The organism is Pseudomonas abietaniphila, assembly GCF_039697315.1.
Taxonomy (GTDB): Bacteria; Pseudomonadota; Gammaproteobacteria; order Pseudomonadales; family Pseudomonadaceae; genus Aquipseudomonas; species Aquipseudomonas abietaniphila_B.
The window spans coordinates 4,259,031-4,274,643 of record NZ_CP155619.1; the positions used below are offsets into that span (position 1 = coordinate 4,259,031).

Here is a 15,613-nt window from a genome sequence, read left to right on the forward strand (position 1 = left end):
CGCCTAAGCTGAAAGTCAATGACACGGAGACGTCCCCATGCCACAACTGCTTCTCGCCTCCGGCTCCCCGCGCCGTCGTGAACTGCTGACGCAAATCGGTGTGCCGTTCACCACGCTCAGCGCGGACATCGACGAAACCCCGCTCCCTGACGAAACCCCTGCCGCTTATGTCGAACGTCTGGCCCGTGGCAAGGCCGACGCCGGTCTGCTGCAGCTCGCCAACGACCCTGCCTATTCCGTCGCCTGCGTGCTGGGCGCCGACACCGCCGTGGTGCTCGATGGCCGCATTCTCGGCAAACCCGCCGATGAAGCCGAGGCATTGGCCATGCTGGCCGGGCTGTCGAACCGTGAGCACGAGGTGCTGACCGCCATCGCCGTGGTCGATGAACAGCATTGCGAAACCCGCGTCGTCAGCAGCCGTGTGCGTTTTCGTTCCATCTCCACCGAAGAAGCCCGCGCCTATTGGGCCAGCGGCGAGCCCCGCGACAAGGCGGGCAGCTACGGCATCCAGGGACTGGGCGCGGTGTTCGTGGAGCACCTCAGCGGCAGCTATTCTGCGGTCGTTGGCTTGCCGTTGTGCGAAACCGCAGAAATCCTGCAGCGTTTCGGCATACCCTGTTGGCAATGCCTGGAAGGTGACAAGCCATGAGTGAAGAGATTCTGATCAACATCACGCCGATGGAGTCGCGCGTGGCCGTCGTTGAGAACGGGGTTTTGCAAGAGGTTCATGTCGAGCGGACCCAGCGTCGCGGGATCGTCGGCAACATCTACAAGGGCAAGGTGGTACGCGTGCTGCCGGGGATGCAGGCCGCATTCATCGACATCGGTCTGGACCGCGCCGCGTTCATTCACGCCTCGGAAATCTCCATGCGTGAAGGCCCGGCCGTCGAAACCATCAGCTCGCTGGTCCATGAAGGCCAGAGCCTGGTGGTGCAGGTCACCAAAGACCCGATTGGCAGCAAAGGCGCACGCCTGACCACTCAACTGTCCATTCCGTCGCGCTATCTGGTGTACATGCCGCGCACGGCGCATGTCGGTATTTCCCTGAAGATCGAGGACGAAACCGAACGCGAACGCCTGAAACAGGTGGTCAGCGATTGCGTGGCCAAGGAAGGGATCAAAGAGAAGGGCGGTTTCATCCTGCGCACGGCAGCCGAAGGCGCCGGGGCGGATGAGATCATGATGGACATCCGTTACCTGCGGCGGCTGTGGGATCAGATCGGCGAACAGATCAAGACCATCAACCCGGCCAGTGTGATCTACGAAGACCTCGGTCTGGCGCTGCGGACCTTGCGTGACCTGGTCAGCCCGCGTATCGAAAAAATACGCATCGACTCCCGTGAAACCTTTCAGAAAACCACGCAGTTCGTGGCCGAACTGATGCCGGAAATTGCCGATCGTCTCGAACACTACCCGGGCGAGCGGCCGATTTTCGACCTGTATGGCGTTGAAGACGAAATCCAGAAGGCGCTGGAGCGCAAGGTTCCGCTGAAGTCCGGCGGTTATCTGGTGATCGACCCGGCGGAAGCGATGACCACCATCGACGTCAACACCGGCGCGTTCGTCGGTCACCGGAATCTTGAAGAAACCATCTTCAAAACCAACCTGGAAGCCGCCACCGCGATTGCCCGCCAGCTGCGTCTGCGCAACATCGGCGGGATCATCATCATCGACTTCATCGACATGGAAGACGGCGAGCACCAGCGTCAGGTCCTGCGCACACTGGAAAAGCAGCTGGAGCGCGACCACGCCAAGACCAACATCATCGGGATCACCGAGCTGGGTTTGGTGCAGATGACCCGCAAGCGTACCCGTGAGAGCCTTGAGCAAGTGCTGTGCGAGCCGTGCAGCAGTTGCCAGGGTCGTGGCAAACTGAAAACCCCGGAAACCATCTGTTACGAGATCTTTCGCGAGATCCTGCGTGAAGCCCGCGCCTATCAGGCGTTGGGGTATCGGGTGCTGGCCAACCAGAAAGTCGTGGATCGATTGCTTGATGAGGAGTCGGGAAACGTGGCCGAACTCGAGGTGTTCATCGGCAGAACCATTCGCTTCCAGGTCGAAACCATGTATTCCCAGGAACAATATGACGTTGTGCTGCTCTGAGAGTGCTTGAAAGCAGTGGAGCGGGCTGGGGAAGCCCGTCCTCGTGCCGCTGTTGAAATCATAAAACCGAACCCGAGCGGCCGTTGGCAAGGATGCCCTTCAAAGAGAACGATGCGTGGCGAATGAGTTTTTTCCGGACGAACACACACCTGCACGATTGAGCCGGATGCCTTGTGCAGGCTCTCTGCACGGAGGTTCGGCGACATGGAGCGTCTGACCCGTTTCCTGGCAGCTCTGACGCGTTGGGGCCTGAGCCTGTGCGCGCTGGTTTTGGTTCTGGTGGCGTTGTACGTCAGCGTGGGCCGTGAACTCGTGCCCATGGTCGCCGAATACCGCGCCGACGTTGAAAGCAAGGCCGAGGCGGCGGTCGGCATGCCCGTCAGCATCGGGCGCCTGGAAGGCAGCTGGAGCGGATTTTCACCGATCTTCGTCGCGCGGGATGTGATGGTCGGCCAGGGTGCCAACACCGTGCGGCTGGACCATGTGAGGGCAGTGCCTGACCTGTGGGCGAGTGCCAAAGCGCGTCAGGTGCGCATCGCCCGGCTTGAACTCGACGGCCTGCAACTAGGGCTCAAGGAGGACAAGGACGGTCATTGGGCGCTCCAGGGCCTTCCGGTTCAGGATGACAAGCCTTTCGACCCGGAACAGGCGTTGAAGCAAATGCAGATGATCTCGCAGCTGTCGGTGTTCGACAGTCAGATCACCCTGCAACCTTATGAGCAATCCCCGCTCACCCTGACCTACGTCAGCATGACCCTGAAGACCGGAAGCTTTCACCAGCGTCTGGATGCGCGCGTCACCTTGCCTGACGGTCAACCGTTGTCGCTCAACGTGCGTTCAAAAGTGCGCGCCAGCGAGTGGCGAGACGGCGAGGCCGAGGCGTACCTGAGCCTCCCGCAGAGCGACTGGGCGAAATGGTTGCCGAAGAGCCTGACCCGTGACTGGAAGATCAAGAACCTCAAGGCCGGTGGTGAGTTCTGGCTGACGTGGGGCAAAGGTACGTTGCAGACCGCTGCTGCGCGGTTCAACGCGCCACAGTTCAAGGGCGCCTATGCCGACCGCAAGGCCTCGAAGATCGACAACCTGGCGCTCAACGCGTGGTTTCAGCGCAACGACAAAGGTTTTACGGTCGCGGCCAATTCGCTGGCCATGGACATTGCCGGCAAGCGCTGGGAAAGCCGGGTTGATCTGACACAGACCGCAGCCACGTCCGACAACGAAGAGTTGTGGCACGTCCAGGCCGACCGGATGGACCTGACGCCGGTCACGCCGTTGCTGGACTCGCTCGCACCGCTCCCGGACAAGTTGATGGTGGTGCTCGATCACCTGAATTTCACGGGCGGCGTGCGCAATCTGCTGCTCGACTATCGCCCGCAGGCAGAAGGGCCCAAGCGCGTCAGCTTTGCGGCGAATCTGGACAAGCTGGGCTTCGACGCCTATCACGGCGCGCCGGCAGCCGGAAACGTCAGCGGTTCGATCAGTGGTGATCTGGGGCAGGGCGAACTGCGCCTGAACACCGATGACTTCATGCTTCATCTGGCGCCGATCTTCAACAACGAATGGAAGTACCGGCATGCCGAGGCACGCCTGACCTACGCGCTGGACGATCAGGGCTTCACGCTGATCGCGCCGTACATCAAGGTCCTCGGCGACGAAGGCAAGATCGCCAGTGACTTCCTGATCCGTCTGCATTTCAACCACGATCAGGAAGACTACATGGACCTGCGCGTGGGCATGGTCGATGGCGACGGCAAATACACGTCCAAGTACCTCCCCGCGATGCTCAACCCCGGCGTCGATCAATGGCTGCGCACGGCCGTGCTGAGCGGCAACGTCAAAGAAGGTTTCTTCCAGTATCAAGGTTCGATCAACCACGATGCACCGGACGTGGCGCGCGTCATCACGCTGTTTTTCAACGTACAGAACGCGAATCTGGCGTTCCAGCCAGGCTGGCCGCAGCTGACCGGCGTGGACGGCAACGTGTTCGTCGAAAACAGCGGTGTGCGGATCCGTGCCAGCAAAGGCCAACTGCTGGGCACCCAGGTCAGCAACGTCGCCGTGGATGTTCCCCACACCCCGGCTGGCCAGCCGGGCCATCTGCTGGTGGACGGCGACTTCAACGGTAGCCTTCAGGACGGCATGAAGATTCTGCAGGAGGCGCCCATCGGCACCGGCCAGACGTTTGCCGGATGGCAGGCGGAAGGTCCGCTGCAGGGCCATATCAATCTCGATGTGCCACTGGTCAAAGGACAAGAGCCCAAGGTCGCCGTGGACTTCAACACTGACAGCGCTCACTTGAGGCTGGCAGACCCCGTGCTCGATCTGACGCAGCTCAAGGGAAATTTCCGCTTTGACTACGCCAAAGGTCTGAGCGGCAAGAACATCAAGGCGATGGCGTTCGACAAACCGCTCAGCGCCGACATCTTTGCCGAGGGCAAACCCGGCGCCCCGGTGACGCGTATTGCCGCCAGCAGTCAGATCACCATCAAGCGTCTGACCGACTGGCTGAATGTCACGCAACCCCTGCCGGTCTCGGGTGACCTTCCGTACCAGGTGCAGGTCACGCTCAGCGGTGCCGACAGCCAGTTGCTGATCAATTCCAATCTCAAAGGGGTGACGGTCGATCTGCCTGCGCCGTTCGGCAAGGCTGCCGATGAAACCCGCGACACCGATTTCCGGATGAATCTGCAAGGCCCGGAACGGCGCGTCGGCGTGGGGTACGGCAATCTCGCCAACTTCGCGTTCGCGGCGCCGGCGGGCAAGTTCGCGGACGGGCGGGGCGAGTTGTTCCTGGGCCAGGGCGGTGCGATTGTTCCGGATGCCAAGGGCCTGCGGGTTCGGGGATCGTTGTCCGAGCTGGACATCGCGCCGTGGCAGGCGATTGCCGAGCGTTATGCCGGCAATGATCCGGGCGGCAGCGCCAAACAGCTGCTGAACAGCGTTGACCTGCAAATCGGCAAGCTTACGGCCATGGGCACGACACTCGATCAGGCCGACGTGCAGCTCAAGCGCAGTGACGCGAGTTGGGGCCTGTCGCTGGACAGTTCGAAAATCAAAGGTTCAGCCACGCTGCCGGATAACAAGGCAACGCCTGCTGACATCAATCTTCTTTACGTGAAATTGCCTGCGCCGGACCCGAATGCGGCAGTGGTCGAAAACGCGCCGGACCCATTGGCCGATGTCGATCCCCATAACATCCCGGCGCTGAACATCAAGATCACCCAGCTGTTCCAAGGTGATCAACTGGTCGGTGCCTGGTCGCTGAAGGTCAGGCCGACACCGAACGGTATTCAACTGAGTGATCTGAACCTGGGCCTCAAAGGCATCAACCTGTTGGGCAATGGCGGCTGGGAAGGCACGCCGGGTGCGACCAGCAGTTGGTTCAAGGGTCAGGTGGAGGGCAAGAATCTGGCCGACGTGCTGAAAGCGTGGGGTTTTGCGCCGACGGTGACCAGCCAGGAGTTCGAAATGAATGCCGATGGCCGCTGGCCGGGCTCGCCTGCGTGGGTCGGGCTCAAGCGTTACTCCGGCACTCTCGATGCGACGCTCAAGAACGGACAGTTCGTCGAGGTTGAAGGTGGCGCTCAGGCGCTCCGAGTGTTCGGTCTGCTTAACTTCAACTCCATCGGGCGTCGTTTGCGCCTCGACTTTTCGGACTTGCTGGGCAAAGGATTGAGTTATGACCGTGTGAAAGGCCTGCTGGTAGCCAGCGACGGCGTCTATGTCACCCGCGACCCGATCACCATGATCGGCCCGTCGAGCAACCTGGAGCTCAATGGCACGCTGGACATGGTGCGGGACCGCGTCGACGCCAAGCTGCTGGTGACATTGCCGGTCACCAACAACCTGCCTATCGCCGCGCTGATCGTTGGCGCTCCGGCCATCGGTGGTGCGTTGTTCCTGGTCGACAAATTGCTGGGTGATCGCGTCGCGCGGTTCGCCAGTGTCCAGTACAAGGTCGAAGGTCCTTGGAAAGAGCCTAAGATCACGTTCGACAAGCCGTTTGAAAAGCCGCAATAGTCAGAAGCCATTGGCGCTCGATGGCAATCGGGGTCAATAAAGGTGGTGCGGTTCTATCAATCAAGGAGCAACCATGTCCTTTGCAGTGATTCAGATGGTCAGCCAGAGCGATGTCGAGGGCAATCTGGCTCAGGCGCGCGCGCTGCTTGAGCAGGCCGCGGCGTCGGGGGCGAAGCTGGCCGTGCTGCCGGAAAACTTCGCCGCCATGGGCCGTCGGGACGTCGCTGCCATCGGTCGGGCCGAAGCGTTGGGCGAAGGTCCGATCCTGCCATGGTTGAAACTTGCCGCTCGCGACCTCAAGTTATGGATTGTCGCCGGGACAGTGCCGCTGCCGCCCGAAGGTCGGCCGCAGAGCAAAGTCACGGCGTGTTCGCTGTTGATCGACGATCAGGGTCAACAGGTGGCGCGATACGACAAGCTGCACCTGTTTGACGTGGACGTGACGGACAACCGTGGTCGGTACCGCGAGTCGGACGACTATGCTCATGGCAGCAATGTGGTGGTTGTCGATACGCCGGTGGGCCGGTTGGGACTGACCGTGTGTTACGACCTGCGCTTTCCTGAGCTGTACACCGCCCTGCGTGAAGCAGGGGCTGAATTGATTACCGCGCCGTCGGCCTTTACCGCCGTGACCGGCGCGGCGCACTGGGAAATCCTGCTGCGCGCACGTGCCATCGAAACCCAGTGCTACGTGCTGGCGGCTGCGCAGGGCGGGATTCACCCGGGCCCGAGGGAAACATTTGGGCACGCGGCGATCATCGATCCATGGGGCCGCGTGCTGGCCGAGCAGGCACAGGGTGAAGCCGTGCTGCTGGCGGAGCGAGACAGTCAAGAACAAGCGTCCATACGGGCGCGAATGCCGGTATCGAATCACCGGCGATTTTTTTCGCAGGACGCCTTGCGGCCTGCCAACACCCCGGAGTGAATATGAGCAACGTGTCCTCTGTCAGCGAACACCTACTGGCGCCAGGCGGCCTGAGCATCGACAGCCTGCAATCGGTGCTGGGAGAGCTTGCCGGTCCCGGGATCGACGCTGCCGACCTGTATTTCCAGGGGCAGATTTCCGAGTCCTGGGCTCTGGAAGACGGCATCGTCAAGGAAGGCAGTTTCAACCTCGATCAGGGTGTCGGCGTGCGTGCGCAATCGGGTGAGAAAACCGGGTTCGCCTACAGCAACGCGATCACCCCGGAGGCCCTGAGCCAAGCGGCCCGCGCCGCGCGCTCGATCTCCCGCGCCGGGCAGAACGGTCGTGTACAGGCCTTCACTACGCAGGACGTCGCTCAGCTGTACGCGCCGGACAACCCGCTGGAAGTCATGACCCGCGCCGAGAAAGTCGAGCTGCTCAAGCGCGTCGACGCTGCCACCCGAGCCCTTGATCCGCGCATTCAGCAGGTCACGGTGAGCATGGCCGGTGTCTGGGAGCGCATTCTCGTGGCATCGACCGATGGTGGTCTGGCGGCCGACGTGCGTCCGCTTGTGCGCTTCAACGTCAGCGTGATCGTCGAGCAGAACGGTCGTCGCGAGCGTGGCGGCCACGGCGGCGGCGGGCGTACCGATTACCGTTATTTCCTCGCTGAAGACCGCGCCATGGGCTATGCCCGTGAAGCGCTGCGTCAAGCGCTGGTCAACCTGGAAGCGATTCCGGCGCCGGCCGGTACACTGCCTGTCGTCTTGGGCTCGGGCTGGTCCGGCGTGCTGCTGCACGAAGCGGTCGGTCATGGGCTGGAAGGCGATTTCAACCGCAAGGGCAGCTCAGCCTACAGCGGTCGCATGGGCGAAATGGTCGCGTCCAAACTCTGCACCATCGTCGACGACGGCACACTGGCCGGTCGTCGTGGCTCGCTGAGTGTCGATGACGAGGGCGTTCAGACCGAGTGCACCACCCTCATCGAGAACGGCGTGCTCAAGGGCTACATGCAGGACAAACTCAACGCCCGCCTGATGGGCGTCGCGCGCACCGGTAACGGCCGTCGTGAGTCCTACGCCCACCTGCCGATGCCGCGCATGACCAACACCTACATGCTGGGTGGTCAGAGTGATCCTGAGGAAATCATCAAGTCGGTGAAGAAAGGCATTTATTGCGCCAACCTTGGTGGCGGTCAGGTCGACATCACCAGCGGCAAATTCGTGTTCTCCACCAGCGAAGCCTATTTGATCGAGGACGGCAAAATCACCGCACCCGTCAAAGGCGCCACGTTGATCGGTAACGGTCCTGAGTGCATGAGCCGGGTGTCGATGGTCGGCAACGACCTGTCGCTGGACAGCGGTGTGGGAACCTGTGGCAAAGATGGGCAGTCGGTGCCGGTGGGCGTGGGTCAGCCAACGCTGAAGATCGATGCGATCACGGTTGGCGGGACAGGCGGGTAAGGAGCGACATTGCACCTGTAGGAGCGCGCTTGCTCGCGACGGCGGTGTGTCAGTCGACATCAAGGTGTCTGGCCTGACGCTATCGCGGGCAAGCGCGCTCCTACAGGGGCGCGGCAGATTTAACGCAATCCGCGTTTGGTTTCGTCCAGTTCGCGGATGTATTTGAAGATTTTGCGGGTCGCGGTCGGGGCCTTGTTTTGCTTGGCCTCGTGCTGGGCCTGACGGATCAGCGAACGCAGTTGCTGACGGTCGGCGTCCGGGTATTCGTTGACGAACTGTTCCAGCACGTCATCGGTACCGGTCACCAGGCGATCGCGCCAGCGTTCAAGGTTATGAAAGCGCTCGTTGTACTGGCGCGTGGAGGCATCGAGTTGATCGAGCAGGACCAGGATTTCATCCAGGTTCTGATCGCGCATCAGCCGGCCAATGAAGGAAATGTGGCGTTTGCGCGCAATGTGCGCGGTGTGCTTGGGAGCATCGGCCAATGCCCGACGCAACTCATCGGTCAGCGGCAGCTTGGCAAGCACATCGGGTTTGAATGTCGTCAAGCGTTCGCCCAGGTCCACCAGAGCGTGCAGCTCTTTTTTGATCTGGGTTTTGCTTTTCTCTCCGTCAAAGGAGTCGTCGTAAGAATCAACCATGGGGGCCGTCCGCAAATAAACGCCGCCATGATAACGAGTCAGGGGCCAATTGTCCGGCCCAGTGGGCACTTGGTCAGTGCCGAAACCGGAATTTGATGGAGAAAGTCATGAGTGCATCAGAAAGCGTCGGCCCGCAGGCCTTGCCGGCACTGCAACAACAGGTCGAACAGATCGTCGCCGAAGCCAAGCGTCAGGGCGCGACCGCCTGTGAAGTCGCGGTGTCGCTGGAGCAGGGACTGTCGACATCAGTTCGCCAGCGCGAAGTCGAAACCGTCGAGTTCAACCGTGACCAGGGTTTTGGCATCACCTTGTACGTCGGCCATCGCAAGGGTTCAGCCAGCACCTCGGCCAGCGGGCCGGATGCGATCCGCGAAACCGTGGCCGCTGCGTTAGCCATCGCCAAGCACACTTCCGAAGACGAAAGTTCAGGTCTGGCGGATGCCGCGTTGATGGCCAAGGAACAGCCGGATTTCGACCTGTTCCACCCTTGGAACATCAGCCCGGAGGAAGCCATCGAGCGCGCGTTGATCTGTGAAGCCGCTGCGTTTGATGCGGACAGCCGGATCAAAAACGCCGACGGCACGACGCTCAACGTGCATCAGGGCTGCCGCGTGTATGGCAACAGCCACGGCTTCATTGGCGGTTACGCCTCGACCCGCCACAGCCTGAGCTGCGTGATGATCGCCGAAGGCGAAGGCCAGATGCAGCGCGACTACTGGTACGACGTCAATCGTCAGGGCGAGCTGCTGATGGACGCAAAACTCATCGGCAAAAAAGCCGCCGAGCGTGCCGCAAGCCGCCTGGGCGCGCGCCCGGTGCCGACCTGCGAAGTGCCGGTGTTGTTCTCGGCGGAACTGGCGGGCGGTCTGTTCGGCAGCTTTTTGGGCGCCATTTCCGGCGGCAATTTGTACCGCAAGTCGTCGTTCCTGGAAGGCGCCATCGGTCAGCGCCTGTTCCCTGAATGGATGACCATCGACGAGCGCCCGCACTTGATGCGCGCAATGGGCAGCTCGGCATTCGACGGTGACGGCCTGGCCACCTACGCCAAACCCTTCGTCGAGAATGGCGATCTGGTGTCCTACATCCTGAGCACCTACTCGGGCCGCAAACTGGGCCTGCCAAGCACCGCCAACGCGGGGGGCGTGCACAACCTGTTCGTCTCCCATGGCACTGAAGACCAGGCGGCGTTGATCCGTCGCATGGGCCGCGGCCTGTTGGTCACCGAATTGATGGGCAGCGGTTTGAACATGGTCACCGGCGACTATTCACGTGGCGCGGCGGGTTTCTGGGTCGAGAACGGCGAAATTCAGTTCCCGGTTCAGGAAGTGACCATCGCCGGCAACATGAAGGACATGTTCAAGCAGATCGTCGCCGTGGGCAGCGATCTCGAAATGCGCAGCAACATCCGCACGGGTTCCGTGTTGATCGAGAAGATGATGGTGGCCGGGAGCTGATTGCGTCCTTCGCCCAGCATCACCAAGGCCTGCCTCGTGCAGGCCTTTTTTATGCGCGCGCGCTCGCTGTTTCCGCTGAAACCTGTGGGAGCTGCCGGAGGTTACGACCATGGCGAAGCGGTCTTCTGACGCACCACATTCCCCCTCGTCCCTGAGCCTGTAGGAGCTGCCGGAGGTTACGACGGTGGCGAAGCGGTCTTCCGACACCCCACATTCCCGTCGTCCCTGAGCCAGTGGGAGCTGCCGGAGGTTACGACGGTGGCGAAGCGGTCTTCTGGCACACCACATTCCCCGTCGTCCCTGAGCCAGTGGGAGCTGCCGTAGGTTACAACGGTGGCGAAGCGGTCCTTCTGACACACCGCGTTCCCCGTAGTGCCTGAGCATGTAGGAGCTGCCGGAGGTTACGACGGTGGCGAAGCGGTCTTCTGACACACCACATTCCCCGTCGTCCCTGAGCCAGTGGGAGCTGCCGGAGGTTACGACGGTGGCGAATCGGTACTTCTGACACCCCACGTTCGCCCCCGTCGTAAGTCCCGGCAGCTCTCACCGAGAGAGCGGGCAGGCATTGAATGCGCATTCTCGCACCGGTGTCATGCCAATGTCGGGGTTGTTTTGATTATTAAACTCATTTAATAATGAATATCATTCGCTAGGTTTGAAGCTTTGTCGCCAAGCCCTGCCGATCATCGACGTCGCCTGAAACACTCGGCGCTGGCGCTACCCGATCTGTCGCTGCGGTCGCATCCTGTCCTTCGGAGTCCATTGACATGCCGTACACCTTGCCTGCCTTACCCTATGCCTACGATGCCCTTGAGCCGCACATCGATGCGCAAACCATGGAAATCCATTACACCAAGCACCACCAGACCTACATCAACAACCTCAATGCCGCCGTCGATGGCACCGAATACGCCGAATGGCCGATTGAAAAACTGGTCGCCAGCGTCGCTCAGTTGCCTGAAAAACTGCGCCCGGCCGTGATCAACCAAGGTGGCGGTCACGCCAATCACTCGTTGTTCTGGGACGTCATGAGCCCCAAGGGCGGCGGTCTGCCAACCGGGCCGCTGGCCAAGGCCATTGACGAGCAACTGGGCGGTGTAGAGGCCTTCAAGGACGCGTTCACCAAAGCCGCGCTGACCCGTTTCGGCAGCGGCTGGGCCTGGCTGAGCGTAACCCCGGAAAAGACACTGGTCGTGGAAAGCAGCGGCAATCAGGACAGCCCGTTGATGAACGGCAACACGCCGATCCTCGGTCTGGACGTCTGGGAGCATGCGTACTACTTGCGCTATCAGAACCGTCGCCCGGAATACATCGCTGCGTTTTATAACGTCGTGAACTGGGACGAAGTCGCCAAGCGCTATAACGACGCGCTGGCTTAAATCCCCTGACGAGAAGTAGACGCTCTATGCCTTCGGATTTGCTCACCCTTAGCAGCGCACGCCTGTTTCGTCTGGCCATCGGTTCGATCCTGTTGCTGGTGGGCACGGGGCTGCTCATCGCCCAGGGGCTCTCATGGTTGACCCTTGAACCCCGGATGCTGAGGGCGCTGGAAGGCGGAGCGTTGTGCGCCTTGGGGACCGCCCTTGGTGCTGTTCCGGTGTTGGTCATTCGCCGGATGCCGGTGGCGGTTTCCGACGGGCTGCTCGGCTTCGGCGCGGGCATCATGCTCGCCGCCACGGCGTTTTCTCTGATCGTGCCGGGATTGAGCGCTGCTCAAGGCCTGGGTTTCTCACCATGGGGCGCGGGTGCGCTGATCAGTCTCGGGATTCTCGCGGGCGCCGCAGGGCTGTTTATTGTCGACACGTTGGTTTCCCAAGGCTCGCATGGGTCCAGCGCCGGGGAAAAACCGGCGATCCCGTCGAACATCTGGCTGTTCGTCATCGCGATCATCGCCCACAACATTCCGGAAGGCATGGCGGTGGGCGTCTCGGCGGGCGGCGGTCTGGCGCATGCCGACAGTCTGGCCATGGGCATCGCGTTGCAAGACGTGCCGGAAGGCCTGGTGATCGCGCTGGTGCTGGCGGCTGCGGGCATGCCACGGCTGAATGCCTTTTTGATCGGTGCGGCATCGGGTCTGGTCGAGCCGGTGTTCGCCGTACTCTGCGCCTGGCTGGTTGAGGTCGCCGCGCTGCTGTTACCGCTCGGCCTGGCGCTTGCAGCCGGGGCGATGCTGTTGGTCGTGACCCACGAGATCATCCCGGAGTCACGCCGTAACGGCCACGGCAAAATCGCCAGTTTCGGGCTGCTGGCGGGCTTCTGCCTGATGATGGTGATGGACACGGCGTTGGCGTGATTGTCAGCCGCAACGTGATCTCTCGCGATAAAAACCCTTATAATCCTGCGCCTATTCATCCTGATGCGAGATCCGCCGTGAGCTTACCGCCGTGCCCAAAATGCAGTTCCGAGTACACCTACGAAGACGGCGCCCAGTTCGTCTGTCCGGAATGCGCCCACGAGTGGTCCGCTGACAGCGGCGCCGACGCTGGCGATGACGTCAAGGTCATCAAGGATGCCGTCGGCAATACCCTGCAGGACGGCGATACCGTCACCGTGATCAAGGACCTCAAAGTCAAAGGCTCTTCGCTGGTGGTCAAGGTCGGCACCAAGGTCAAGAACATCCGCCTGGTCGATGGCGATCACGACATCGACTGCAAAATCGACGGCATCGGCGCCATGAAGCTGAAGTCGGAGTTTGTGAAGAAGGGGTGATGATCGTTTGATCACCGCATAACCCCTTGTAGGAGCGTGGCTTGTCCCGCGATCTGGCGCGAAGCGGCAGCAAACCCGGCTAACCCGGTGCCTCAGATACAACCAAGGCGCCTGATTTTACTGGCGGTGCCCGCCAGATCGCGGGACAAGCCACGCTCCTACAAGGTTGTTGCGATATCGCAGTCAGCTCAATGACACAGATATGGCTGACAAGGCGGAGCGCCACCCCGGCAAGCTCCCACATGATCGTGGTGTAACCGCGGCCTCAACTCGGCAAATTGATCCCGAACGTGTTCTCCCCGTGCTCGCTGCGCGCAAACACGGTTCCGCCATGCATCAACGCAATCGCTTTGACGATGGCCAGCCCCAGGCCATGATTGGCGCCGCTGTTGCTGCGCGACGCATCCACCCGATAAAAGCGCTCGAAGAGCTTGGGCAGGTGTTCGCCCGAAATCTGCGCACCGGGGTTGGTCACGCTGATGCTGACGTGATCGCGTTCATCCTTGATGTCCACATGAATGACTTGCCCCGGCGAGGTGTGCTGAACCGCGTTGTGCAGCAGGTTGATCAACGCGCGCCGCAGGTGAGCCTTCTCGAACGGGACATGCGCGTCGCCACGTACCTGAACCTGAACCTGCGCGTCCTCCAGAATGAAATCCAGATAATCCAGCGTCGTCGCCACTTCCTCGGCCAGCGATGACTGAGTCAGCTCGGTGGCCTTGCTGCCCTGATCGGCGCTGGCCAGAAACAGCATGTCGTTGATGATGGAGCGCAGCCGCTCGAGCTCTTCCAGGTTCGACTGCAGGACCTCGAAGTAATGCTCAGCAGAACGTCCACGGGTCAGCGCCACCTGCGTCTGACCGATCAGGTTGGTCAGCGGCGAGCGCAGCTCATGGGCCACGTCGGCATTGAACGACTCCAGGCGGGAATAGGCCTGCTCGACGCGCTCCAGCGTGGAGTTGAACGAGGTCACGAACTGATCCAGTTCCGGCGGCAGCGGCGACAACTGCAAACGCCCGGACAAACGTGGGGGCGCCAGTTTTTGCGCCTCCAGCGAGAGGTCGAACAACGGCTTGAGGCCGATGCGCGCGACCCAGTAACCCAGTGCCGAGGCCAACGCGATACCGATCGCCGCCAGGCTGATCAACGCGATCAGCAACGAATGCTGGGTCTGCCAGAACGTCTCGGTGTCGATAGCGGTCAGGAAACGCAGCGGCGGGCGTTGGTCCTTGGCCGGGAACTGGCTGACCAGCACTTTGAACGGATAATCGTGACCGTTCAGGTTCAAATCGCGCATGCCCAACGGGCCATTGGCGAACGCGCGAATCTGCGCATCGGGATTGCCGAATTCATAGGTCGGGTTATCGCTGACGACCCAGAAGCGCAGCCGTTTGTCTTCTTCGCTGAGCAGCTTGAGCTTGGCGTTGATCTTCGCCCAGTGCTCCGGCGTGCCGTAACGCTGCACGGCGGATTCAAGCACGCTGTAGCGCGCGTCCACCTCGGCTTCCGGCAACAGACCCAGCCCCTTGTCCACTTGCAGGTACAAGGCCCAGCCGATCAGCAGGAACACCAACAGCGCCACGAGCGCGAACATGCCGCTCAGGCGCAGGGCGATGGAGTTACTCGACACGGCGGCTCTCCAGCACGTACCCCATGCCACGAATTGTGTGCAGCAGTTTCTGTTCGAACGGGCCATCGAGCTTGGCGCGCAGGCGCTTGATCGCGACCTCGACGACGTTCGCGTCGCTGTCGAAGTTGATGTCCCACACCATCTCGGCAATCGAGGTCTTGGAGAGGATTTCGCCCTGACGTCGGGCCAGGACGCTGAGCAGCGAAAACTCCTTGGCCGTCAGGTCCAGGCGAGCGCCGGAACGGGTCGCCTTGCGGCTGATCAGGTCGATCCACAGGTCGGCGACGCTGATCTGCACCGGCTCATGACCGCCGCTGCGGCGGGTTAGTGCCTGCAAGCGGGCGACCAGCTCCAGGAACGAAAACGGTTTGCCCAGATAATCGTCGGCCCCCTCACGCAGCCCACGGATGCGGTCGTCTACGTTTTCCCGGGCGGTGAGCATGATCACCGGCGTCTGCTTGCGCGCCCGCAAAGCGCGCAACACCCCGTAGCCATCCAGGCCCGGCAGCATGACGTCGAGAATGATCACGGCGTATTCGCTTTCCAGCGCCATGTGCAGCCCTTCGATGCCATCCCGGGCAACGTCCGTGGTGTAACCCTGTTCGGTGAGACCGCGATGCAGATAATCGGCGGTCTTTTCTTCGTCTTCGATAATCAGGACACGCATCGGTCCACTCTCACTTATTCGA

The 15,613-nt window shown here is 61.5% G+C and carries 12 protein-coding genes; 9 read left to right on the forward strand and 3 right to left on the reverse strand.

What is annotated here, in order from left to right; translation table 11 throughout:
• Window positions 1-37: 37 nt before the first annotated feature.
• The 5 genes from ABDX87_RS18780 (at window position 38) to tldD (ending at window position 8,490) form a co-directional block, all read left to right on the forward strand.
• Window positions 38-649 (forward strand): Maf family protein, encoded by a 612-nt coding sequence (locus ABDX87_RS18780; RefSeq protein ID WP_346829229.1) that lies wholly within the window; start codon window positions 38-40, stop codon window positions 647-649.
• A complete protein-coding gene (gene rng / locus ABDX87_RS18785) occupies window positions 646-2,103 on the forward strand; it encodes a ribonuclease G (RefSeq protein WP_346829230.1) in 1,458 nt (485 codons plus the stop codon). Before ABDX87_RS18780 ends, rng begins: the two co-directional genes overlap by 4 nt.
• A gap of 204 nt (window positions 2,104-2,307) precedes the next feature.
• Window positions 2,308-6,123 carry a YhdP family protein gene (locus tag ABDX87_RS18790; RefSeq protein ID WP_346829231.1) on the forward strand — a complete coding sequence of 1,272 codons (3,816 nt, stop codon included), beginning with the start codon at window positions 2,308-2,310 and terminating at the stop codon, window positions 6,121-6,123.
• Window positions 6,124-6,196: 73 nt separating this feature from the next.
• The gene (locus ABDX87_RS18795) at window positions 6,197-7,048 is read left to right on the forward strand and encodes a carbon-nitrogen hydrolase family protein (RefSeq protein WP_346829232.1); all 852 of its coding nucleotides are present in this window, start codon (window positions 6,197-6,199) and stop codon (window positions 7,046-7,048) included.
• 2 nt (window positions 7,049-7,050) lie between these two features.
• Entirely contained in the window at window positions 7,051-8,490 is a 1,440-nt protein-coding gene (gene tldD / locus ABDX87_RS18800) for a metalloprotease TldD (protein ID WP_346829233.1), read from the forward strand.
• Window positions 8,491-8,609: 119 nt separating this feature from the next.
• Here the strand turns inward: tldD and yjgA are convergent, their stop codons facing one another.
• Entirely contained in the window at window positions 8,610-9,131 is a 522-nt protein-coding gene (gene yjgA, locus ABDX87_RS18805) for a ribosome biogenesis factor YjgA (protein WP_314579968.1), read from the reverse strand.
• Window positions 9,132-9,238: 107 nt separating this feature from the next.
• On the opposite strand from yjgA, the gene pmbA reads away from it, so the two are divergent.
• The 4 genes from pmbA (at window position 9,239) to ABDX87_RS18825 (ending at window position 13,294) form a co-directional block, all read left to right on the forward strand.
• The gene (gene pmbA, locus ABDX87_RS18810) at window positions 9,239-10,585 is read left to right on the forward strand and encodes a metalloprotease PmbA (RefSeq protein ID WP_346829234.1); all 1,347 of its coding nucleotides are present in this window, start codon (window positions 9,239-9,241) and stop codon (window positions 10,583-10,585) included.
• Window positions 10,586-11,352: 767 nt separating this feature from the next.
• Complete coding sequence (locus tag ABDX87_RS18815) at window positions 11,353-11,964, forward strand: superoxide dismutase (protein ID WP_346829235.1); 612 nt, start codon at window positions 11,353-11,355, stop codon at window positions 11,962-11,964.
• 26 nt (window positions 11,965-11,990) lie between these two features.
• Window positions 11,991-12,878 carry a ZIP family metal transporter gene (locus tag ABDX87_RS18820; protein ID WP_346829236.1) on the forward strand — a complete coding sequence of 296 codons (888 nt, stop codon included), beginning with the start codon at window positions 11,991-11,993 and terminating at the stop codon, window positions 12,876-12,878.
• A 77-nt stretch (window positions 12,879-12,955) separates the two neighbouring features.
• Window positions 12,956-13,294: a zinc ribbon domain-containing protein YjdM gene (locus tag ABDX87_RS18825; protein ID WP_346829237.1), complete on the forward strand. Its 339-nt coding sequence runs from the start codon at window positions 12,956-12,958 to the stop codon at window positions 13,292-13,294.
• A gap of 265 nt (window positions 13,295-13,559) precedes the next feature.
• On the opposite strand, the gene ABDX87_RS18830 is transcribed toward ABDX87_RS18825, so the two are convergent.
• Both ABDX87_RS18830 and ABDX87_RS18835 read right to left on the reverse strand, forming a co-directional pair.
• Entirely contained in the window at window positions 13,560-14,924 is a 1,365-nt protein-coding gene (locus ABDX87_RS18830; protein ID WP_346829238.1) for a heavy metal sensor histidine kinase, read from the reverse strand.
• The gene (locus ABDX87_RS18835) at window positions 14,914-15,591 is read right to left on the reverse strand and encodes a heavy metal response regulator transcription factor (protein WP_346829239.1); all 678 of its coding nucleotides are present in this window, start codon (window positions 15,589-15,591) and stop codon (window positions 14,914-14,916) included. The genes ABDX87_RS18830 and ABDX87_RS18835 overlap by 11 nt, the downstream gene beginning before the upstream one ends.
• Window positions 15,592-15,613: the final 22 nt, after the last annotated feature.